The following is a 19,649-nucleotide window of genomic DNA, read 5'->3' on the forward strand; positions in this document are numbered from 1 at the left end:
TTCATGTATTAATAAGCAAGTTTTTCCCAGTCAACGCCAGGAAATGTCCGAAGCCTGCGTGGCAGAAAACGGCGAATCTCTTCTTCGTTATAACCAACCTGCAATCTTTTATCGTCGAGAAGAATTGGCCGGCGCAGCATTTGCGGGTTTTCGATCAATAAGTCATATAATTGTTTAAGCGGCAGAGAATCAATGTCTACATTCAACTGCTGGTACGTCTTTGAGTTTGTTGAGATGATTTCATCAGTACCCTCTTCCGTAAGCCGCAGAATCGATTTGATCTCACTAACTGTAAGCGGCTCAGTTAAAATATTTCTTTCAATATATTCAATTTGATGCTCCTCCAGCCACGCCCTAGCCTTTCGGCAAGACGTACAACTCGGTGTAAGAAACAAAGTTACCATATTGAAACAGCTCCTTTTTAACTGTAAAAATAAAAATTACAGTTATATTATAAAAAAACATGGGGACGGTTCTTGTGATTTTTTCGTTTAGCCAAACGAAGGAAACATGAGAACCGTCCCCCCGTTTGACGTTGACTATACTGTAATATTAATCCTTACAGTTTATTAAGTCAATATCAATTTTTTAAACACGGGGACGGTTCTTGCGTTTCTAACAGAAGCCCGTCCCTATATGTCAGCCGTGCACCGTTTCTTTAAGTACATTAGTTCTCAAGGTATTCAAAAGGACCTTTTTCAAGAATAAAATCTTCATTTGAATTTTTTATCACCAGATCAAAGTTACGATGATAGGGATGCATAAATAATTCATATTGAATTCTGCGCTCTTCATGTGATTTCCTTAAATAATTTATATCAGTTCCTCTTTCAGAAACATCACGGATGCTCCTTCTGATCAACTCGGTTTCTCCATCGGTATATAAGTAAACTTTCAAATTATATAACTCGGGATCTGTGAAGGCAACACTCATGCCCTCAACAATATTTATTTTCTTTTGTGAAGAAATCAACTCGCTCTTTGTATAAGGCGTGCCTACTGTGAAAAAATCCAAACCCGCTCTTATCATTTTTAGGTCTCTTTCTAAAGCGTATATATTATGTGCAGCTGGATGACAGGCAGTCATTTTATCCACATGATGTTCATTATTGTATTCATATTCAATACTGGTGAACTTCCTGAGATCAGAGCCTATGATGTAAGGATCTGTATTCATATAATTCACCTCGTCATTACCCAGAAACTTCAAAAGATTTTTGGCAAAAGTGGTCTTTCCAGATGCTCCATGACCTGAAATCCCAATCGTGATTCTATTATCCTCACTGCTGATCATATTCGTAATTATTTGAAAAACCTTATCCATTTTCACACCCATTTCATTGTATTTATACGAATAAATTTCAAGTTCCAAGCTTCTAAATTAAATAAGAAATAACTTCAGGAAAACGCTTTTTAAACGTCTCGTAATTGTGAAGAGCTCCTTCAATGACCTTGAGTTCCGCTTCTGCCCCACTTTTACGGACAATGTCAAAAATCGCATGATTCGACTGCAGGAATAATTCACTGAGTTGATGATTATCCCCTGCTTCCATCGTTCCACAATCCAAATAAAGCTTTTCCAGTTGGGATAGATTAGTATTTTTCATCAACATTTCAATTTCTTCCTGGTTTCGGTAAAAACCGGAAGAAAGCCCTGCAATTCTTTTAAAAGTATACGGATACGTGCACGCTGCATAAGTCGTGATCAGCGCTCCAAGCGATATGCCAGCCATATAGGTTTCATTTACTAGAGTTGGATACTCCCTGTCGATCAACGGCTTTAATACGTTCACGATAAAATCTGCATACTCCTTGCCTTTTCCACCGGAAGTAGCAGGTTTTGACAGCAGCTTATTGCTGAACTCCCCGTGCTTCCACGGACAATAATCATTCACTCGCTCCTCACCAGCCGGGTCCTGGTCAATCGCCACCACCATCAGATTCACATGATTCTTCTCCAAATAATCGTGAAGCTCAAGCGCTACCCCGCCAATCGCTTCTTCATTCCCAAACACATTCTGTCCATCATGCATGTATAACACAGGAAATCTCTTGCCTGTTTCTTTAAAATCAGAGGGTATGTATACCCGAACTTTTCGTTCCTTGCCAAACAAAGGCAAATTGAAATTTTGCAGCATGTATTTTCACTCCATTTCAAACATGGGGACGGTTCTTGCAAACATGGGGACGGTTCTTGTGTTTCTTTCGTTTAGCAAAACGAAGAAAACATGAGAACCGTCCCCCCGATCCGCTCCTACTTTACTTCAATTACGAATGCGTAAAAAGCATCACCGTGTGACACATTTTCTTCTTTTTCATCCATCCACCATGCGCCATAGGAATAATAATAGATCCCTGGCTCTGTTGGTGCGGTGAAGCTGTTATCCTTTAGCTCGATTTCTTTTTGCTCTTGATCGGTAAAGAGTTCAAGATGAAGTTCATTAGGTTTTGGTTCAAAGTCCATTTCAAACGAGATTGTTTCACCTGGTTTCACGCTGATCGGTTTTTCACCTTCTAATAGCTCAACAGGTCCGGCTGTGTCAGCGCATGTTGCTTTCCAGCAATAAGTACCTAATGTCGTTTCAAACTTTTCATTGCCGATTTTCAAAAACAACTCAGGAGGCTTCCCTCCAGATAACCCGCCATTTGCACCACTTGCACAGCCTGCCAGGAGTAGACCCAATACAATTACTACCATAGAGAATAATTTTTTCATCAATAACACCCCTTTATTTTACTAATGAGACGTAAGATTTAAAGGAATGTTTCGAGTTGTTTCAAAATTTTTACATACGGTACTATTTTACAACCTTCTTGAAAAATACTACTTATTATTCAATCCAATTAGACTTTCTCTGCCGTTTGACCATTATAAGCAAAGCATTCATTCAGAAGCTGGCTTAAAGCGCGATCCATGGTAAAAGTATTACTATGTTCCAAAGTATTGGTAAAAAGCACTCTCAATTTCTTAGCAGAATCCACCAAATGCTCAACAGTGAGTCCTTCTGGATATGAGGAAAGATAATCACTAATAAACCCAGATTCTAATGTTTCATAAGCTTTGAATTGATGAAATTTCTTTTTCTCGTTCAATGATTGCAGCATCAAAGTAATGTTCCTCATCGCCTCAAGCATTCTCAGCGCATAAATGATGTTTGCCCTCTTCAACTCTTTATCGAAGTTCTTGGCAGCGTACACAAACTCAAAAACAAGATCCATATCCACATCATATTTTTCAAGTTTGCTATTAAAATGGGCATTTTTCTCGTTCATTTTTTTTGAGACTAAACCAGTTTTATCGACAATCACTCTCCACAACGGAGATTTTACTGATAATAATTCCCTTGGAACAATGGAGACATTAAATTCTAACGAATTCTCCAGTAAAACGATTAGAAGGAATATATTCTCCCGAAGCTGCTTTTCCTTGATATAGACTGGAGAAAACTCACTGAGAGAACGACGGACAACATCTCTCACTGTCCTTACATCTTCAAGGTCATAGGCAGCCACCATCAAATCAATATCTGAAAGATCATCCTTATATCCAACTACACCAGATCCCAGCTGAATGATGCCTTCAACAGCACTATACTCGCTGATTTTCTCAACTGCATTCGTAAAAAATGTATTTCGATCATCTGCACTATACATACTTCACCTCAACTTAAATGACTGTGCGCTGCCGCGTTTATTATTTTTTAACGGACCGAAGAAAGTTCCTTAGTTAAAAAAATTATTAATCCCAATATGGAAGAAGTCCCGAAAAAAGTAAGTAAATAAACGACTGGCGAACCTACTGAACTAAATGCCACTACACTCTGCAGGTGCTCGACATTGTTCCACCCTTCAGCAACATCTGGCTTATAATTTCTTGTTTTGATATAACCGATTATCATCAATGAAATGAAGTAGACGATGTGAATGGCCAATGAACCAAGTACAGCCTGTAAAAACAGCTTCATCCTATACCTCCTCAAAACTAAGTATAACGCTTTCCAAAAAATAGAATGATAGTCAAAATGGCTGTTAAACCTAAAGTAGTAAAAACCGTGATGACGCTTCTCGCCAGCCCTTTCCAGTTTTGAGCACCTGAAAAACCTGCCAACCCTAAAACCAGTGTGACTATAGTAAAAAATAAAACTAAGATAAGTGGGTGAGTGCCCAGAATTGAATGGTCAACCCGATCTGAAAAAGCCGTCAGTACAAATAAGAAAAGGCATAGTATTGAAAAAATAAATGACCAAACGTTAAGCTTTTTCTTCATTTAAAAACACCTTGTTTGATTCAAGAGATTTTTCGATTCTGTGATTACTAATTCCACATAAAAGAGCCTTAATCCTTTTTGGTCATAACCTTAAGTACTCATTAATTCCTTTCCTTAAAATCGATACAGGATAACCTTTCCACAAACGAAAAAAACATAAGAACCGTCCCTATGTTTCGGATTAACCTTCCCACAAAAAACAGAAACATGAGAACCGTCCCCATGTTTCAGCTATCGATATCCGCTTTAAAGCCTTTTTCATTTAGTGAGTGAAATAACTGTTCGATATGTTGATGATTTTTGGTCTCGACGGAAATCTCTACTTGTGCATATCCTGGGTAGATATGTTTTCCTATGTGATGGAGATTGACAAATTGTATGTTTGCCTCCAATTCAGTAATAAAGCTCAATACTTTCTGGAGTTCGCCTGGTTTGTCTTTTAATGTGAGTTTAAAGTGGGCAAACCTTCCTGATTCCACTAGGCCGCGCTCAATAATCCGGGAAATGAAATTGACATCTACATTACCCCCGCTTAGGACGACGGCTATTTTCTTGTCTTTCAATTTAACTTTTTCATAAAGAAGGGCTGCGAGAGGGCTGGCCCCTGACCCCTCGACAAGCAGTTTATTTCTTTCCAGCAGCATAAGCATTGTCCGCGCAATCTCCATTTCATCTACACAAAAGATATCATCGACATAATTCTTGATAATCTCGAATGTTTGCAGACCCGGTTTCTGTACAGCGATCCCATCTGCCATCGTTGGAGCTGCCTCTACTGCAACGGGCATATTTTTCTGTAAAGATTGTTTCATGCTCGGACAAGCAAGGGTTTGGACACCGTATACAGAAATATTCTTCTTTTTCTCTTTTGCTGCCAATGCAACACCAGCTATGAGACCGCCCCCACCTACTGGGCAAACGATCGCATCCACATCAGGCAGCTGATCGAGAATTTCCAGGCCAACTGTCCCCTGGCCGGCAATGACTGCGTCATCATCGAAAGCATGGATGAAGCTTGCCCCCATCCTTTCCTTGAGCTCCAAAGCATAGGAAAGAGCCTCATCAAATACGGCTCCTTCCAGAATGACTTCAGCACCATAACGCTTTGTTGCCAGAACCTTGCTGAGCGGTGCACCCTTTGGCATCACAATTGTACATGGGATGCCAAGCATTTGGCTGGAATAAGCAACTCCTTGGGCGTGATTTCCTGCCGACGCCGCTACAACCCCCTTCTTCAGTTCTTCTTCCGATAAGGAAATGAGTTTATTATAGGAACCTCTTACTTTAAACGAGCCTGTCTTTTGAAGGTTTTCAAGCTTTAGATATACTTCATTATGCGAAAGTGTACTGAATGTTTGTGAGTAATCCAAGGGAGTCATGTGAACGATTCCTTTCATCTTCTCCCTTGCAATTATGATATCATCAAGATTCATCAAAGGATCCTCCTGCTTACCATCTTTTTCTTATATGTTGTACATCAGGAAACAAAAAATGCACAATCAGTGTCTCCGTTCATTTTTTGAAAAATCTTCGAACTAAGCCACCCAAAACATACGCGCATTTCCGAGCCATAAATAGTACAATGTACATGTAATGTCAATCTGTTTTTTGGAGGGAATAAGCTTTGAGAAACCATGAAATTGATTACAAAATTTATGGCGATGACATGCAGTTTGTAGAAGTAGAATTGGATCCTAATGAAACAGTGGTGGCTGAAGCCGGCAGTCTGATGATGATGGATGACCAAATCCAGATGGAAACGATCTTTGGTGATGGCTCGAGCAGTGGCGGCGGTGGAATGGTAGGCAAGCTGTTCGGTGCAGGTAAGCGCCTTTTGACTGGAGAAAGTCTGTTCATGACCACATTTACCAATACGGGTCATGGCAAAAAGCATGTCTCCTTTGCATCACCTTACCCAGGAAAAATCATCCCTATGGATTTAACCCAACTTGGAGGCAAGATCATCTGCCAAAAGGATGCTTTCCTAGCTGCAGCTAAAGGAGTTTCTGTTGGAATTGAGTTCCAGAGGAAAATCGGTGCAGGATTCTTCGGCGGAGAAGGCTTCATCATGCAGAAGCTAGAAGGAGATGGAATGGCTTTTGTGCACGCGGGCGGTACGATACATAGGAGAGAGCTTCTTCCTGGGCAAGTCATAAAGGTGGACACTGGGTGTCTTGTTGCGATGACAAGCAATGTGGATTACAACATTGAAATGGTAAAAGGAATCAAAACAGCCTTATTTGGCGGAGAAGGACTTTTCTTTGCGACATTAAGAGGTCCGGGAACTGTATGGATCCAATCACTTCCATTCAGCCGCTTGGCAAGCAGGGTGTTCGCAGCCGCCCCTCAAGCAGGCGGACAAAACAGAGGCGAAGGCAGTGTGCTCGGCGGAGTTTTCAGAATGCTTGATGGTGATTGATTAGAAAAACAAGGGGACGTTCCACTTTTGCCGTTTTTAATAAAAGTGGAACGTCCCCGTTTTTAAGATAGCTTATAATAAGGAAACACCCACTACTCACCACAGTAAGAAGAACCTTACCTTTTTCCTTCATTAAATTGTCACTTTCTATTTTTCCTTCGTAGCAAGCAAAATTTCTTTTAAGGTTGAATGAATATTAGTAAGACTTATTAAGATAATTCCTAACATAATGAAGGTAACGACTTCGCGAGTAATAAAAGAAATGACTCCAAGTACAAAAAAATAGAATGTATACAACCAGTTTTTCATGTTTACGTCATCCCCAAATTTTTACCTTTATTGTAACAGTAAATAATCAATGCTAGTTCAAAAATTCTTGAAATTACTTTTGAAAAAATAAGAGACGGTCCCGCTGTTTCATCCGAAACATAGGGGCCATCTCCTATATCCTACTTATTTACATACTGCATCAGTGTTTCCGGGTCAAACCCAAGAACCCAGTTGCCGTTAACTTTCGTCTGTGGTACGCCCATCTGTCCAGTCTCTTCAACTAACTTCTGAGCTGCAGCTTGATCTGTTTGTACATTTACTTCTTTGTAGTTTAATCCTTGACCCTCAAGGAATTGTTTCATCATTGTGCAGTACGGTCAAGTATTGGTAGTGTAAACTGTGATATCATTCATTGTGCATGCCTCCTACAATTTATTTAGTTCCCAGCAACACTAATTGCCAGGATACAACATTGTTTTTCCCTATTTCCCCTAAAAAAAACTGCGCTGGAACACCCGTCTACGTAACGAATTTATTCCTCAATCAATCCAATATCTTTAAACGGATAAAAAACAAGCTTTGTGGTCCCTACTATCTGGTCCAACGGCACGGCTCCAATATGGCGGCTATCCATGCTGTTCCGCCTATTATCCCCCATGACAAATACATGGCCCTCAGGTACTACTTCATTCGCTACAGGTGTTTCTTTTAACGTAAAGGAACCTGTCAGTGGTCCCTCGATTAAGTGTTTTTTGCTTTCCGCTAAGTACGGTTCATCGTATGGTTTTCCATTGATATAGAGAACATCATCTTTGTATTCGATCCGATCCCCAGGCAGCCCGATGACTCTTTTGATATAATCCTTATCCTCTGTTGCGTGGAATACAATGATGTCAAACCTCTTCGGTTCACCTATTTTCGTGACAATCATCCGCTCCTGATTATGTAAGGTAGGTTCCATGGATGCACCTTCCACTTCAATTGGTGTTAGAAGAAAAGTACGAATTACAAATGCCAGCACGATCGCGATTAGAATTGCTTTAATCCATTCCCATATTTCATTCCGCTCTTTTACCAAATGTCTGCACCCTTTCTTAATCAAATCATTGGATAATCAAATTATTGTTGCGCCATTTCAGCTAACCTTGCCTTGCGATTCAATTCCAATGTCTTTAGCTTATCCATTCCACTATCTCTTCTCCCACAAATTTGAAGATTAAGTTTGAAATTATTCGTTTGGTGCTTCCATTATAACATCCAATGATTCCCTGGAACCAAAATATTTGAATCTTCTATTTATTCCGTTGACCCAAAAACATACGTTCGATATAATGAAATAGAGGAAATCAAAATGCTAGATTTAGTTATTAAACCTTATTAGGGGTGATTGAAGTGAGCAAACAATTAAATAAGATTGCTGAGTCACAACGGTCTTTCATCTACATGGAATTGGACGAGCTATACGAAAATTCAACCCTCCCAGAATTTCAAAAACAGGAAATCCATCACGAATTCAAACTATTTCTTGAAACCATATCCGACATCCCCATCTTGACACAAATCACCGATGCAGTGTATGAAATGGGCGCATCTGAAGAAGATCCTCTCGCCAGCCTGCTGACCCTCAAAAAATCCTATTCAGAAAAGCAGCAATTGATAAAAGCATAGTAGTGTTTTTTCTGTAAAGACCTAGATAGCTTCCTTTACTTTACAAATGTCTCTGTTAAAGGTCAGCGTAGATTTTTAATACTTACCCAAGATATTTGTATAATGGATATAAGAACAAAGACGCTAATATAGATGATTATTACAATTCAAGGGAGGGGTGTAATGATGATTCAGGAAGTAATTGACCGATAACTGATAGACTGTGTGGGCGGATTTATTGCCACATACGCAGACCCAATTATGGCTCATATGAATCCAGGTAATTTGCATAAACATAATATAGCTATTATCGTGAAGAGCGATGGGGAAATATGGGGAAAAAGAGTAACGCATCAAGACACAAATCAAAATCATGATGAGTGGTTAGAAATTGCAAGAGATACGATAAAACCCCAAAAAAGTCCGATTTTAAAAGAAGTGTGCTTTTTCATTATTAAAAAAGGCAACTTATATGGAACCTACACCATTTCAGAAGATTTCATCCGGAATGAACAATTTTCAAACGAGCAATCTTACCTTCGATTTATAACTGAATAAGCAATAGGGTTTATAGATTGTGATTTCGATTTGACTCAGCACAACGGAGGGAATCTTTAATTAAGGTTCCCTCCATTATTTATCTGTTTATCAAAAAATATAGTTTAACAGAACCCAATAAATAAAAAGAGGACTCATTCCTAAAAATGGCCCTCTTACTCTTTTCTTCTTCATCATTACGCTCGATCCAGGGTAAAATCCTTCCTACGATATACACTTAGCACAACGCCCATAATAAATGCATTGAAAATCATCGGCATCAGGCCGTAGCTGATAAAAGGCAGGGAAATCGAAGTAATCGGGAGCAGTCCGACCATCATCCCGACATTGTAAATGAATTGAAACAGATAAAGCACCACTCCTCCTACAAGCAAGAGATTCCCAAATCGCGTTTTTAGTTGAGATGAGATCACAAAAATTCTTGCTGCGAATAGCGCCAAAATCATGAACAAAGCGATTCCGAAAAAGTAACCAAAATGGTAGGTTAGATTCACAAAAACATGGTCAGTGTGTTCAAACGGCAATGCTTCACTTTTCTCAGCCGAACCGAACCACCCTGCTGAGGATAGTCTTTCTTTTAACTGCAGGTACATAAACCCCCAGTTATCCGGATATTTTTCAGGATTCAGGAATCCCAATATTCTAGCAAGCTGATATTCTTTTGCGCTGAACCAGGCAATCGCACCGAAGACAATTGCTCCAACCCCTGAACCAATCGTGATGTTGGTGGCCGTTTTTCTGGTTATCCTGCTCCACCACATCATGATAAAGACCATAGCCAGATACATAAAGACAGCTGACATATTCGGGACGGCCATCAGAAGCATCAAAGGCAGAATGAAGAGCAGAAAGTACTGCCAAAGTTTGATTTTATGATTATTGAAAAATGAAGTCCACGCCAGGAACATGAACGGAAGTGAAATGAAACTTCCAATATCCAATGGGCCAATTTTAAAATAAGGCACACCATTAATCATGATATTTGGAAACTTTATTAAGAAAAATAGCAATAAAACCCCTGCAAGGTAAAAAGTCCAGCCATGTTTTTCAAACTTGCGGTAATCAATGAACATCAAACCTATTGATATCAGCACGCCGAGTATTACATGCACCATCTTCTTCAACAAATAACTTTCATCTATTGAATCTCCCAATGTAATCAATGGCAGGAAGCTCATTGCCATTGTAATGAGTAATAAAGTGATCAGCCACCAATCGACTCTTGGTTTATGGAGTTTATTGAATTCGTGGCCAAGCTTAGTCGGGCTGCCCATTTGAGCGACCGCTTTTTCTTCCGCCTCTGCGTCACTCAAGCCTCTGCCAATCCATTCCTTTTTTACTTCGTCTAAATGATATTCCAATTCCGAGGCGACAAACTTCTTAGCTTCCTTAGAGCGAATATGATTTGTGACTTCTATCAAAAACATGTCCTTTCTTTTACTCATGACCTAATCATTCCTCCAGTAATCCTTTTATCTGGATCGAGTTGGCAGATGTGCTTTTCTCCTGCTTTCTTAGGAACTTTTTGCCCCTGTCGCTGATTTGATAAAATTTTGCTTCGTCTTCTTTCCACAAAGATGCAATCAACCGGTTTTGTTCAAGCTTGTGCAGCATTGTGTACAAAGAGCCTTCATTCTCTTCGAACTTTTTGATTCCCCTGGCTCTCAGGAGTCCAGTCAATTCGTAACCCGTTTTTTCATGAAGGAGGAGCTGCAGGATTGAAAATATTACTATTTCTTCAGTCTCTTCCGACGTATTGATTCTTTTATGGATCTCTTTCCTCATCTTCTCTGTAAAGCTCAACTCTTTAAAAGCAGACATCTCCATTGATCTGCGAATCTTCTTCAGACGATCTTCCATTTACATTGCCTCCAATCTGATCTTCAGGAGTTCTTTTGCCCTCTTTAACCGTGTCTTGACTGTGTTCTCTTTAACATCCGTCACTGTCGAAATTTCTTTAATGGACATTTCCTCGAAGTAATAGAGATAGATGACTTCACGGTAGTCAATCGGCAGCTCCATAACCGCTGCAGCCAGCTGGCCATCCTCTTCATCCTGGATGACTGTCTGCTCGACACTATCACTTTGAACCGAATCATAAATTGGCTGATAGTCAGTCGTGAAGACATTCTTGTTATACCAGCTTTTTAAATAATCCTTGCAATGATTGGATGCAATCCTCCACAGCCAGGTGCGGAATTTCGATTTCCCTTTGTATGTATGAAGTGATTTATAGCATTTCACAAAAATCTCCTGGGTCAAATCCTCGGCAATTTGTTTATTTTTCACATATGAAAAAGCAAGCTGCAAAATTTCTTGTCCATATTTATTCATGATCTCATCGATCAGCTCTTCAGCATTCTCTATTTCGTTGATCTCCGCTGTAATTTCATCCACAACCCTTCCCCCTTCATAATTATAGACGAGGCACATTCAAAAAAGTTTTTGTCACCTAATTTTAAACGATGCATGTCTTTTTGGAGCTAAATCCACTTTAGTAAATTTTAAAAAAATTCGATTGGTTTTCATACATTTATCACATTTCCATATTAGAATTAATTAAATCCTAACCTACTTTGAATGGAGTCATAAAAATATGAAGAAAATAATGATTTTTATTGTTTTTGCACTGATTTTATCTGCATGTTCTAAAGAACCCGATCAAGCAGAACTAACATCAGAGAACCCACCTGAACTATTGGAAGTTTCCATCGTGACACCTGAAAAAATCAATGTTAATGAGGAGATAAAAATTGAAGCCCACGTAGTCCAAGGAAATGAAAAAGTCAAAAATGCTGATGAGGTAAAGTTTGAAATATGGATGGCCAGCCAGGATGAACATGAAATGCTGGAGGCTCACAATGAAGAGAATGGTGTCTATTCTATAAAGAAAACCTTCACTGAAGGCGGAAAGTACTTCATCGTAGCCCATACGACGGCAAACCGGATGCATAGTATGCCAAGGCAGGAAGTGACTGTTCAATCACCTGAACAAACTACCGATGGTGATGCACATAACCACGAAGAACAACATTCAGAAAATGATGAACATAGACACGGTGAACACCATTCAAGCAAGGTTGATTTTGACTTCCACGTTCAATCTCCTGTACAGAGCAAACAAGCAACAGAGTTGAAGGTGCATCTTACACAGAATGAAAAAGCCATTACAGGTGCCACGGTCCGTTATGAAATCTGGCAAGAAAACCAGGCAAAACATGATTTTATCGATGCTGAGGAAAATTCAGATGGTGCTTATTCCACTCCATTCACTTTTGAATCAAAAGGAAGCTATCATGTAAAAATCCATGTTGAAAAAGGCAACATCCACGATCACACAGAGAAAACCATTGATGTAAAATAATTAAATGCCCTTCCACCTTGGAAGGGCATTTATCTATTTCGAAACAAAGGGACGGTTCTCGTGCTTCTTTGGAGCTAACCGAAAGAAACAAAAGAACCGTCCCTGTGTTTATCGATTTTCAGATAATTTCTTTTTGTCTGGTGCAAACCAGCCCAACAAGGCGATCGCGACTAAAACTCCATAGAAAACCACTGTCCATCCGGTGCTATGCGGGAAGTCATGGTCGAGGACTCCAATATCATGGTGTGCAAGTGTGATGACTGCCAGTTTGACTCCGACCCATGCGACGATGGCATAGGCTGTTAATTCCAATGATGGCCTCTTTTGAAGTAGCTGAACAAACCATGTTGCTGCAAATTTTATTAAAATCAATCCAGCAACTCCACCAAGTACGACCACAATAAATTGTCCGCCATCCATACCGCCAAAGTCATCCAGCGGTGAATCCGGAAGACCAAGAGCAAGCGCAACGGCTGCAAGGATTGAGTCGATCGCAAATGCAAGGTCTGCTAACGCAATCTTTCCAACTGTAGGCCAAAAAGATTTCCCTTTTGACTCCTCTTCAACATCCTTATGTATATTCTCATTCTCTTTCCCGAACTTGGCCTGAATCACATGCTTTAAGCCAAGATAGAGAAGATACGCTGCACCAATCGCCTGAACCTGCCATACGTTTGCAATGAACGAAATCGCAAAAAGTGCACCAAATCTGAAAACAAACGCCATGATAATTCCATAATTGATTGCTTTTTTCTTCTGATCATCAGGTAAATGCTTCGCAATTACCGCAAGTACGAGGGCATTGTCTGCTGATAATAAGCCTTCTAATCCAATTAAGATTAATAATGCCCAGGCATACTCTAGCCAAATTGACTCCATTCGCCTCTCTCCTTTCTAAAACCATAATGTTATGTAAAGGTTGGTTACCAATAGAATCTCCAAATAACCCATCATGAATGCGGTCTATACTATCGATACATTTTTTCCCTCTACACCACCCTTTTTCCTAAGAATATGGTATTTTCACAAAGCATTTTCATCAACATACCTTATAAAGTGTCTGCGGATAAACTTCTTCTGCTTTAATATACTACCCTGTTTACTTGGTAAAACACAACAAAAAAGTGCATTTTTTCCCTAATGGATCAATGCACTTTTTTACAACTCTTCTTTATTGTCTAATGTTTTACATTGTCACTATAATTCATCAAATCCGTTCGCATCAGATGTTTTTGTGTATTGCCTTGATTTTTGCTCGAAGAAATCTGTCTTGCCGAGATCCACTTCCTGATAGGCAATGATCCATCGGAGCGGATTCGTCCTGTGTCCTTCAAATGGTGCAGCAAAGCCTAATTGTTCTGCTCTTTTATTCGCCATGAACTTAATATACGCTTCGAGATCCGACATCAGCAATCCTTCCACTTGATTTCCGATGATAAATCCAGCCCACTCTATTTCCAGCTGGGCTGCCTCTCTAAATTTCTCTGTACCAAATGCTTTTAATTCTGCTGTATCATATGCACGGTTTTCGGTAATGATCTCTTTGTATATTTTTTCAAATAGCCCAACATGCAGCTGTTCATCCCGATTGATGTAATTGATCATCGTGCTTGTGCCGACCATTTTTTGATTGCGGGCGAGATTATAGAAAAACGCGAAACCGGAGTAAAAAAATAATCCTTCAAGAATGACATCATACACAATGGAATGCAGCAGGTTTTCGATATTTGGATTCTCGGCAAATCCTTTATATCCGTCTGTTATGAAGTCATTCCTCTTCCGGAGGATTGGCTCGGTTCTCCAATAATCGAACACCTCATCCTGTTTTGCCTTAGGGACAATGCTCGAGAGAACATAACTATACGAGTGGTTGTGGACGACCTCCTGCTGCGCCAGAATGATCATCAACGCATTCAGGCTTGAATCGGTCAAATAGTCAGCAACTTTTCCGGCATAATCCGTTTGAATGCTATCGAGCAGCGCCAACAAGCCGATAATTTTCAAGAAAGCATCCTTTTCATTTTCTGTCAGCATCGGGAATTGCTTGATATCCTTGGACATATTAATTTCAAATGGCGTCCAGAAATTCCCCAGCATTCGCTTATATTTTGGATAAGCCCAGGGATAGCGGACATCATCCCAGTTTAAGATATTGGAGCTCTGCCCATTGATGATTCCAGTCGACGCATTCGGTGCAGTCACATCGACAATTGGCCTTTTTATCAATTGATTCATTTTCCTCATCCTTTCTCCTTAACTATGGCAGCTTTCACACTCGTCAATCTCCATGCTGGATGTTGACCTAATATAATAGGTGGTTTTCAGACCGGATTTCCACGCGTCGAGATGAAGATCCAATAATGCTTTTGCCTTGATATTATTTTTCACATAAAAATTAAAGGAGATGGACTGGTCAATATGCCTTTGCCTACTGGCATTCTGTTTGATGCTCCAATGCTGGTCAAGATTATAGGCTGTTTTGTAAAACCAGGTCGTGTTGGGACTCAAATCAGGTGCGGTGACTGGAATCCGGTAATCTTTTTTCTCCTCGGAATACTCGAGCCTGAAAATCGGGTCAATGCTTGCAGTGGAACCGGCAAGAATGGACGTAGACGAGTTTGGTGCAACCGCCATTAAATAACCATTCCTGATGCCATTTCGCTTGACTTCCTCACGTAAAGCCGACCACTTTCCAGACAAATAATCCCTCTTGGCAAAATAATCCCCAGTTGACCAATCCGAGCCATCAAAATACTGATAAGACCCTTTCTCTTTCGCCAGTTCGCAGCTTGCCTTGATTGTCAAATAGGCAATTTCTTCATATAAGGTGTCGCAGTAGTCAACAGCTTCCTCACTTTCCCACTTCACTCCTTTTAACGCCAAAAGGTGATGCCAGCCAAAGGTTCCAAGCCCTATGCCTCGGTAGTTCCTGTTTGTGATCTGAGCTTGCAGAACAGGAATCTGATTCATATTAATCACGTTATCAAGCATTCTGACCTGGATCTTGACGACTCTTTCCAGAACTTCGTCCATCACACTTTTTGCCAGTGAGATGGAGGATAGATTGCAGACAACGAAATCGCCTGGCTTTTTACTGATGATGATCTTTCCGTCATCGATCTTTTCCTCTTCAACAACCGTCGGGCTCATATTCTGGGCAATTTCTGTACAAAGATTGCTGCAGTATATCATTCCTTTATGGTGATTGGCATTGTACCGGTTCACGGTATCACGGTAAAACATGTATGGTGTGCCTGTCTCAAGCTGAGAGACCATGATCGATTTGAATATTTCGATTGCCGGCACGACTTCGCGGGATAATTCAGGACTGTTCACACATGCCCAATATTTTTCCCGAAAAGAGCCCTCCCCCTGGACTTCATCAAAATAGTCCTCGAGAGAAAAACCCATCACCCTTCTTACTTCATGCGGGTCGAAGAGATACCAGTCCCTCCGTTTCTCTACCTGTTCCATAAATAAATCCGGGATACAGATGCCTGTGAACAAATCATGTGTTCTTTGGCGCTCATCTCCATTGTTCAATTTTGCATCCAGGAACGGGGAAATGTCCTTGTGCCAAACATCGAGGTAAACGGCAATCGCCCCTTGCCGCTGGCCCAGTTGATCGACAGAAACGGCTGTATTATTCAGCTGCTTCATCCAGGGAATCACTCCAGAGCTGATACCTTTAAAACCTTTGATATCACTTCCCCGGCTCCTGATTTTTCCCAGGTAAACGCCAATTCCGCCGCCATTTTTACTCAAAGTCGAGATATCGGTATTCGAGTCGTAAATGCTCCGCAGATCATCATCAACCGTATCGATAAAGCAGCTGGACAACTGGCCGTAGCTCTTTCCAGCGTTCGATAATGTCGGCGTTGCAACAATCATATATAAATTGGAAAGGGCCCAGTAAGCTTCCTCAATCAGCTCGCTTCGAACTTCCTTTGGCTCATTCACCATCAATGTCATCGCAATGATCATGAAGCGCTCCTGCGGCAGTTCGGCAACCGCTCCGGCCTGTGTCTTCGCCAAATACCTTTCGGCCATCGTTACAAGACCGATATATGTAAACAACTCATCCCTGGAAGGGTCGATCATTTTTTCAAACCGATGTATTTCCTCCCTCGTGTATTCCATCAGTAACCGCTCTTCATAAATACCTATAGTTGTTAATTTTTCGATCAAATTGTAAAAAGAACTGTATCCAGCTGACTGGCGAAAGCCTCCACCAAGCCTGTACAATTTTTTCAAGTAAATCTGTGCTGCCACGTATGTCCAGTCCGGCTCATCACGCGCAATCCTCTCCACAGCCATCAAAATCAGCATATTTTCCAGCTGTTCCTCAGACATATGTTTTAATTCAAGTGCTTTAAAAACCTTCTCTTTATAGCTTTTAAAATCCAAATCAGGAAATTTAGCTTCCATTTCGTCAATGACCTTGTTTTGCAGCTGTATGCTCATAGGTGAGATCCTCCATTTGAATTATTTCTCATTTCCATCCGTCTTCTTCTTCTTTCATCAGCTGTTTTCAATAGTTCCTTCTCTTCCTCTGTTTCTGGGATGACTCCTGCGACAGCTGCAGGCCGGCCACTTATGTCTTTTGCGACCATGGTAAGAATCGAAGTCGTAGTGAGCGTTTTCGTGTTGGTCTGCAGGTTTTCACTTTCTACTTTTACGAAAACCTCCATAGACGTCCTTCCAGTAGAGACGACGACAGCCTCTAGAGTCAGGATGTCTCCCACTTCGGCCGACGAAAGGAAGTTCACGGAATCGATCGAGGCTGTAACAACTGCCATTCTGCTATGCTTCATTGCAGTAATTGCGGCGATTTCATCAATATAGGACAGGACGGTGCCGCCAAAGATGGTGCCAAGGTGATTGGTATCAGGCGGCAGCACCAGGCGGGTTTGGATTGTTCTCGACACATTGGATGATATTGCGTTCATTTTTCAGGCTCCTTTTAGCAAAAATACTCCTGGAAAATAAGAAAAACCCATCTCGAAGGATGGGTTTAAGTCACGTTGATCTGCTGAAAGACAAGATGAGTCTGCCACTGGATCCACGTAATACCTTCCCAATTCCCGAAGAAGATAACACGAATAAAAATGGCAGGTCTCCTGACTTGTGCATCACTCTACTTTAAGGCCTTCCCATCTATTTTTTCAGACAGTGGTCTATCCTTATTTCGTCTGCACTTACAGTTGCGGGAACAGTTCTGGACTTTCACCAGATTCCCTATTAAGTCTTTTTCAGACACCATTTTTACTGGTATATTCAATATATAGTTTTCATTATTGACATAAACACAATATATCGTGTTATATTTCTAGATAATAAATCATTGCTACGGGAATTTCAACCATTATTTAAAAGAATGATAGAAACAAAATGCAGTGGCTTTGTAATCATCAATGAGGCACTTCAGTACAAAAATTCTTCCAAAATGATACAATAAGAAAAATCCTAAGTATGGCAGGTAAGATTATGATGAATTGGCAGTATGTCAGAAGAGTGAGTCTAAAAAAAGAATTAGTACCTTCGTTTCGTCAATATCCATTTAACCTTCCAAGCTTTAAAGCTTTGGACGAGCTTGAATTGCACCCAAAGGTTACATTCTTCATCGGTGAAAATGGCATGGGGAAGTCAACGCTGCTTGAAGCTGTTGCAACCGCTCTCGGTTTCAATCCCGAAGGAGGCTCCTTTAACTTCAACTTTTCAACCTTCGACTCTCATTCGGATTTGGGGAACTATTTGAGAGTTGTGAAGGGAGTTGAAAAACCTAAGGACGGGTTTTTTCTGCGCGCTGAAAGCTTTTATAATGTGGCTTCCAATATTGAAGAAATGGACCAGGGATTAGGCGGTCCGAAAATTATCGATTCCTTTGGCGGCAAATCTCTTCACGCACAATCCCATGGCGAGGCATTCTTTTCGACCTTCATTCATCGCTTTCGCGGGAACGGCATCTACATACTGGATGAACCGGAAGCTGCCCTCTCCCCATTGCGGCAAATGTCAATGCTGACTAGAATCCATGATTTGGTGAAAGAAAATTCACAACTCATCATTGCCACCCACTCACCAATCATTATGGCCTATCCTGATGCAGCGATTTATGAATTCAGTGAAACTGGGATTGAACAACGGAAACTGGAAGAAACAAATCATTATCAAATCATGAAACAGTTCTTCGATGACCGTTCGCGGATGATCCATCATTTATTAAGTGATTGATATTTTATAGATAATCTAGGGGGAAGCAAAATGTACAGCAGCGGACTTATCCTTGAAGGTGGTGGCATGAGAGGTGTCTACACCGCAGGAGTATTGGAGTATTTCATGGAGAATGACTTGTATTTTCCTTATGTCATCGGTGTCTCTGCAGGGGCGTGCCAGGGCTCATCCTATGTTGCCAGGCAGCCGGGACGCAACAGGCAGGTAACGATTGATTATGTAAGTCACCAGGACTATATTTCTTATCGGAATCTGCTTGTAAAGAAAGAACTATTTGGCATGGATTTCATTTTTGATAAACTCCCGAATGAGCTGGTCCCATTCGATTTTGATACGTTCAACTCTGCTGCTGAGACCTTCCTCGTCGGCACAACGGACTGCAAGACGGGTGAACCGGTTTATTTTAACAAGAATGATGTGCCGGACGATTTCTTAAAAATCATCAGGGCATCCAGCACACTTCCTTTCATGGCGCCAGCAATCGAGTTCCAGGGCAGAACGCTAATGGACGGCGGGATTGCCGACCCGATCCCGATCAGAAAATCCCAAACTGACGGGGTGCTGAAAAACGTTATCATCCTGACAAAACCAAAGGGATACAGAAAGAAGAAATCTTCTTTCTCCTGGCTTCCACGATATGTTTATAAAGAGTACCACGGGCTCAATAACGCCCTTGAAACCCGTTATAAATCGTATAATGAGACGCTTGATTACATAGAAGAGCTTGAAGCAAAACAGGAAGTATTCGTCATTCGCCCTACGCAAAATTTGAAAGTCGGCCGCGTCGAGCGCAACTCGGTAAAACTGACTCAAATGTATGATCTCGGGTATGAGGATGCGAAGCAGAGTTTTCATCAAATGGACGATTGGCTGAAAAAATGACGGAGGGA

Annotated in this window: 23 protein-coding genes and 1 riboswitch; of the genes, 6 read left to right on the plus strand and 17 right to left on the minus strand. The window is 40.8% G+C overall.

Translation table 11 applies throughout. From position 1 onward, the window contains the following. Window positions 1-8: 8 nt before the first annotated feature. The 8 genes from spxA to ilvA all read right to left on the minus strand — a co-directional run bounded on the left by spxA (window position 9) and on the right by ilvA (window position 5,700). Window positions 9-404, minus strand: coding sequence for a transcriptional regulator SpxA (spxA, locus tag ACXAEA_RS13890; protein ID WP_475096472.1), 396 nt, complete (start codon window positions 402-404; stop codon window positions 9-11). A gap of 263 nt (window positions 405-667) precedes the next feature. Then, the gene (locus ACXAEA_RS13895; protein WP_475096473.1) at window positions 668-1,324 is read right to left on the minus strand and encodes a uridine kinase family protein; all 657 of its coding nucleotides are present in this window, start codon (window positions 1,322-1,324) and stop codon (window positions 668-670) included. Window positions 1,325-1,376: 52 nt separating this feature from the next. Beyond that, a complete protein-coding gene (locus ACXAEA_RS13900) occupies window positions 1,377-2,138 on the minus strand; it encodes an alpha/beta hydrolase (protein WP_475096474.1) in 762 nt (253 codons plus the stop codon). Window positions 2,139-2,254: 116 nt separating this feature from the next. Beyond that, window positions 2,255-2,716 (minus strand): hypothetical protein, encoded by a 462-nt coding sequence (locus ACXAEA_RS13905; RefSeq protein WP_475096475.1) that lies wholly within the window; start codon window positions 2,714-2,716, stop codon window positions 2,255-2,257. A gap of 128 nt (window positions 2,717-2,844) precedes the next feature. Beyond that, window positions 2,845-3,654: a hypothetical protein gene (locus ACXAEA_RS13910; protein WP_475096476.1), complete on the minus strand. Its 810-nt coding sequence runs from the start codon at window positions 3,652-3,654 to the stop codon at window positions 2,845-2,847. A 47-nt stretch (window positions 3,655-3,701) separates the two neighbouring features. Beyond that, on the minus strand, window positions 3,702-3,965 hold the full coding sequence (locus ACXAEA_RS13915) for a hypothetical protein (RefSeq protein ID WP_475096477.1): 264 nt from the start codon (window positions 3,963-3,965) through the stop codon (window positions 3,702-3,704). A gap of 17 nt (window positions 3,966-3,982) precedes the next feature. Then, window positions 3,983-4,267 carry a hypothetical protein gene (locus tag ACXAEA_RS13920; protein ID WP_475096478.1) on the minus strand — a complete coding sequence of 95 codons (285 nt, stop codon included), beginning with the start codon at window positions 4,265-4,267 and terminating at the stop codon, window positions 3,983-3,985. A 227-nt stretch (window positions 4,268-4,494) separates the two neighbouring features. Next, window positions 4,495-5,700, minus strand: a complete 1,206-nt coding sequence (gene ilvA, locus ACXAEA_RS13925) for a threonine ammonia-lyase (protein WP_475096479.1) — start codon at window positions 5,698-5,700, stop codon at window positions 4,495-4,497. Between the two features lie 191 nt (window positions 5,701-5,891). On the opposite strand from ilvA, the gene ACXAEA_RS13930 reads away from it, so the two are divergent. Beyond that, on the plus strand, window positions 5,892-6,686 hold the full coding sequence (locus ACXAEA_RS13930) for a TIGR00266 family protein (RefSeq protein WP_475096480.1): 795 nt from the start codon (window positions 5,892-5,894) through the stop codon (window positions 6,684-6,686). A 449-nt stretch (window positions 6,687-7,135) separates the two neighbouring features. On the opposite strand, the gene ACXAEA_RS13935 is transcribed toward ACXAEA_RS13930, so the two are convergent. Together ACXAEA_RS13935 and lepB are read right to left on the minus strand one after the other, a co-directional pair. After that, window positions 7,136-7,369 (minus strand): glutaredoxin family protein, encoded by a 234-nt coding sequence (locus tag ACXAEA_RS13935; RefSeq protein WP_475096481.1) that lies wholly within the window; start codon window positions 7,367-7,369, stop codon window positions 7,136-7,138. Between the two features lie 119 nt (window positions 7,370-7,488). Then, window positions 7,489-8,034: a signal peptidase I gene (gene lepB / locus ACXAEA_RS13940; protein WP_475096482.1), complete on the minus strand. Its 546-nt coding sequence runs from the start codon at window positions 8,032-8,034 to the stop codon at window positions 7,489-7,491. 314 nt (window positions 8,035-8,348) lie between these two features. Here lepB and ACXAEA_RS13945 point away from each other — a divergent pair, with 314 nt between their 5' ends. Both ACXAEA_RS13945 and ACXAEA_RS13950 read left to right on the plus strand, forming a co-directional pair. Beyond that, window positions 8,349-8,624, plus strand: a complete 276-nt coding sequence (locus ACXAEA_RS13945; protein WP_475096483.1) for a hypothetical protein — start codon at window positions 8,349-8,351, stop codon at window positions 8,622-8,624. A 240-nt stretch (window positions 8,625-8,864) separates the two neighbouring features. Then, window positions 8,865-9,161, plus strand: a complete 297-nt coding sequence (locus ACXAEA_RS13950; protein WP_475096484.1) for a hypothetical protein — start codon at window positions 8,865-8,867, stop codon at window positions 9,159-9,161. Window positions 9,162-9,337: 176 nt separating this feature from the next. On the opposite strand, the gene ACXAEA_RS13955 is transcribed toward ACXAEA_RS13950, so the two are convergent. The 3 genes from ACXAEA_RS13955 to ACXAEA_RS13965 are packed head-to-tail and all read right to left on the minus strand — an operon-like array spanning window position 9,338 to window position 11,558. Further along, window positions 9,338-10,606, minus strand: a complete 1,269-nt coding sequence (locus ACXAEA_RS13955; protein ID WP_475096485.1) for an FtsW/RodA/SpoVE family cell cycle protein — start codon at window positions 10,604-10,606, stop codon at window positions 9,338-9,340. Window positions 10,607-10,613: 7 nt separating this feature from the next. Continuing rightward, a complete protein-coding gene (locus tag ACXAEA_RS13960; protein WP_475096486.1) occupies window positions 10,614-11,021 on the minus strand; it encodes a PadR family transcriptional regulator in 408 nt (135 codons plus the stop codon). Then, complete coding sequence (locus ACXAEA_RS13965; protein WP_475096487.1) at window positions 11,022-11,558, minus strand: sigma-70 family RNA polymerase sigma factor; 537 nt, start codon at window positions 11,556-11,558, stop codon at window positions 11,022-11,024. A 199-nt stretch (window positions 11,559-11,757) separates the two neighbouring features. Between ACXAEA_RS13965 and ACXAEA_RS13970 the strand changes: the two genes are divergently transcribed. Continuing rightward, window positions 11,758-12,525, plus strand: coding sequence for a FixH family protein (locus ACXAEA_RS13970; protein WP_475096488.1), 768 nt, complete (start codon window positions 11,758-11,760; stop codon window positions 12,523-12,525). Window positions 12,526-12,633: 108 nt separating this feature from the next. On the opposite strand, the gene ACXAEA_RS13975 is transcribed toward ACXAEA_RS13970, so the two are convergent. From ACXAEA_RS13975 to ACXAEA_RS13990, 4 genes are all read right to left on the minus strand, one after another. Then, window positions 12,634-13,404 (minus strand): TerC family protein, encoded by a 771-nt coding sequence (locus ACXAEA_RS13975; protein ID WP_475096489.1) that lies wholly within the window; start codon window positions 13,402-13,404, stop codon window positions 12,634-12,636. A gap of 318 nt (window positions 13,405-13,722) precedes the next feature. Then, window positions 13,723-14,760, minus strand: a complete 1,038-nt coding sequence (locus ACXAEA_RS13980) for a ribonucleotide-diphosphate reductase subunit beta (RefSeq protein ID WP_475096490.1) — start codon at window positions 14,758-14,760, stop codon at window positions 13,723-13,725. Window positions 14,761-14,778: 18 nt separating this feature from the next. Next, complete coding sequence (locus tag ACXAEA_RS13985; RefSeq protein WP_475096491.1) at window positions 14,779-16,989, minus strand: ribonucleoside-diphosphate reductase subunit alpha; 2,211 nt, start codon at window positions 16,987-16,989, stop codon at window positions 14,779-14,781. Next, entirely contained in the window at window positions 16,986-17,474 is a 489-nt protein-coding gene (locus ACXAEA_RS13990; RefSeq protein WP_475096492.1) for an acyl-CoA thioesterase, read from the minus strand. The genes ACXAEA_RS13985 and ACXAEA_RS13990 overlap by 4 nt, the downstream gene beginning before the upstream one ends. Window positions 17,475-17,618: 144 nt before the next feature. After that, window positions 17,619-17,804, minus strand: a riboswitch (cobalamin riboswitch). Between the two features lie 208 nt (window positions 17,805-18,012). Here ACXAEA_RS13990 and ACXAEA_RS13995 point away from each other — a divergent pair. Further along, complete coding sequence (locus tag ACXAEA_RS13995; RefSeq protein ID WP_475096493.1) at window positions 18,013-18,759, plus strand: AAA family ATPase; 747 nt, start codon at window positions 18,013-18,015, stop codon at window positions 18,757-18,759. Window positions 18,760-18,789: 30 nt separating this feature from the next. After that, window positions 18,790-19,641 (plus strand): patatin-like phospholipase family protein, encoded by an 852-nt coding sequence (locus ACXAEA_RS14000; protein WP_475096494.1) that lies wholly within the window; start codon window positions 18,790-18,792, stop codon window positions 19,639-19,641. Window positions 19,642-19,649 lie beyond the last annotated feature (8 nt).

The organism is Mesobacillus sp. ABV4_180, assembly GCF_056158485.1.

What these genes read in the sequence shown, in the direction of transcription:
- ACXAEA_RS13895 (WP_475096473.1), bottom strand. Translation starts at nt 1,324, where the DNA reads ATGGATAAGGTTTTTCAAATAATTACGAATATGATCAGCAGTGAGGAT.
- ACXAEA_RS13960 (WP_475096486.1), bottom strand. Translation starts at nt 11,021, where the DNA reads ATGGAAGATCGTCTGAAGAAGATTCGCAGATCAATGGAGATGTCTGCT.
- ACXAEA_RS13995 (WP_475096493.1), top strand. Translation starts at nt 18,013, where the DNA reads ATGATGAATTGGCAGTATGTCAGAAGAGTGAGTCTAAAAAAAGAATTA.
- ACXAEA_RS13970 (WP_475096488.1), top strand. Translation starts at nt 11,758, where the DNA reads ATGAAGAAAATAATGATTTTTATTGTTTTTGCACTGATTTTATCTGCA.
- ACXAEA_RS13950 (WP_475096484.1), top strand. Translation starts at nt 8,865, where the DNA reads ATGGCTCATATGAATCCAGGTAATTTGCATAAACATAATATAGCTATT.
- ACXAEA_RS13985 (WP_475096491.1), bottom strand. Translation starts at nt 16,989, where the DNA reads ATGAGCATACAGCTGCAAAACAAGGTCATTGACGAAATGGAAGCTAAA.
- ACXAEA_RS13980 (WP_475096490.1), bottom strand. Translation starts at nt 14,760, where the DNA reads ATGAATCAATTGATAAAAAGGCCAATTGTCGATGTGACTGCACCGAAT.
- ACXAEA_RS13975 (WP_475096489.1), bottom strand. Translation starts at nt 13,404, where the DNA reads ATGGAGTCAATTTGGCTAGAGTATGCCTGGGCATTATTAATCTTAATT.
- ACXAEA_RS13910 (WP_475096476.1), bottom strand. Translation starts at nt 3,654, where the DNA reads ATGTATAGTGCAGATGATCGAAATACATTTTTTACGAATGCAGTTGAG.
- ACXAEA_RS14000 (WP_475096494.1), top strand. Translation starts at nt 18,790, where the DNA reads ATGTACAGCAGCGGACTTATCCTTGAAGGTGGTGGCATGAGAGGTGTC.
- ACXAEA_RS13900 (WP_475096474.1), bottom strand. Translation starts at nt 2,138, where the DNA reads ATGCTGCAAAATTTCAATTTGCCTTTGTTTGGCAAGGAACGAAAAGTT.
- ACXAEA_RS13920 (WP_475096478.1), bottom strand. Translation starts at nt 4,267, where the DNA reads ATGAAGAAAAAGCTTAACGTTTGGTCATTTATTTTTTCAATACTATGC.
- ACXAEA_RS13905 (WP_475096475.1), bottom strand. Translation starts at nt 2,716, where the DNA reads ATGAAAAAATTATTCTCTATGGTAGTAATTGTATTGGGTCTACTCCTG.
- ilvA (WP_475096479.1), bottom strand. Translation starts at nt 5,700, where the DNA reads ATGAATCTTGATGATATCATAATTGCAAGGGAGAAGATGAAAGGAATC.
- ACXAEA_RS13990 (WP_475096492.1), bottom strand. Translation starts at nt 17,474, where the DNA reads ATGAACGCAATATCATCCAATGTGTCGAGAACAATCCAAACCCGCCTG.
- spxA (WP_475096472.1), bottom strand. Translation starts at nt 404, where the DNA reads ATGGTAACTTTGTTTCTTACACCGAGTTGTACGTCTTGCCGAAAGGCT.
- ACXAEA_RS13915 (WP_475096477.1), bottom strand. Translation starts at nt 3,965, where the DNA reads ATGAAGCTGTTTTTACAGGCTGTACTTGGTTCATTGGCCATTCACATC.
- ACXAEA_RS13955 (WP_475096485.1), bottom strand. Translation starts at nt 10,606, where the DNA reads ATGAGTAAAAGAAAGGACATGTTTTTGATAGAAGTCACAAATCATATT.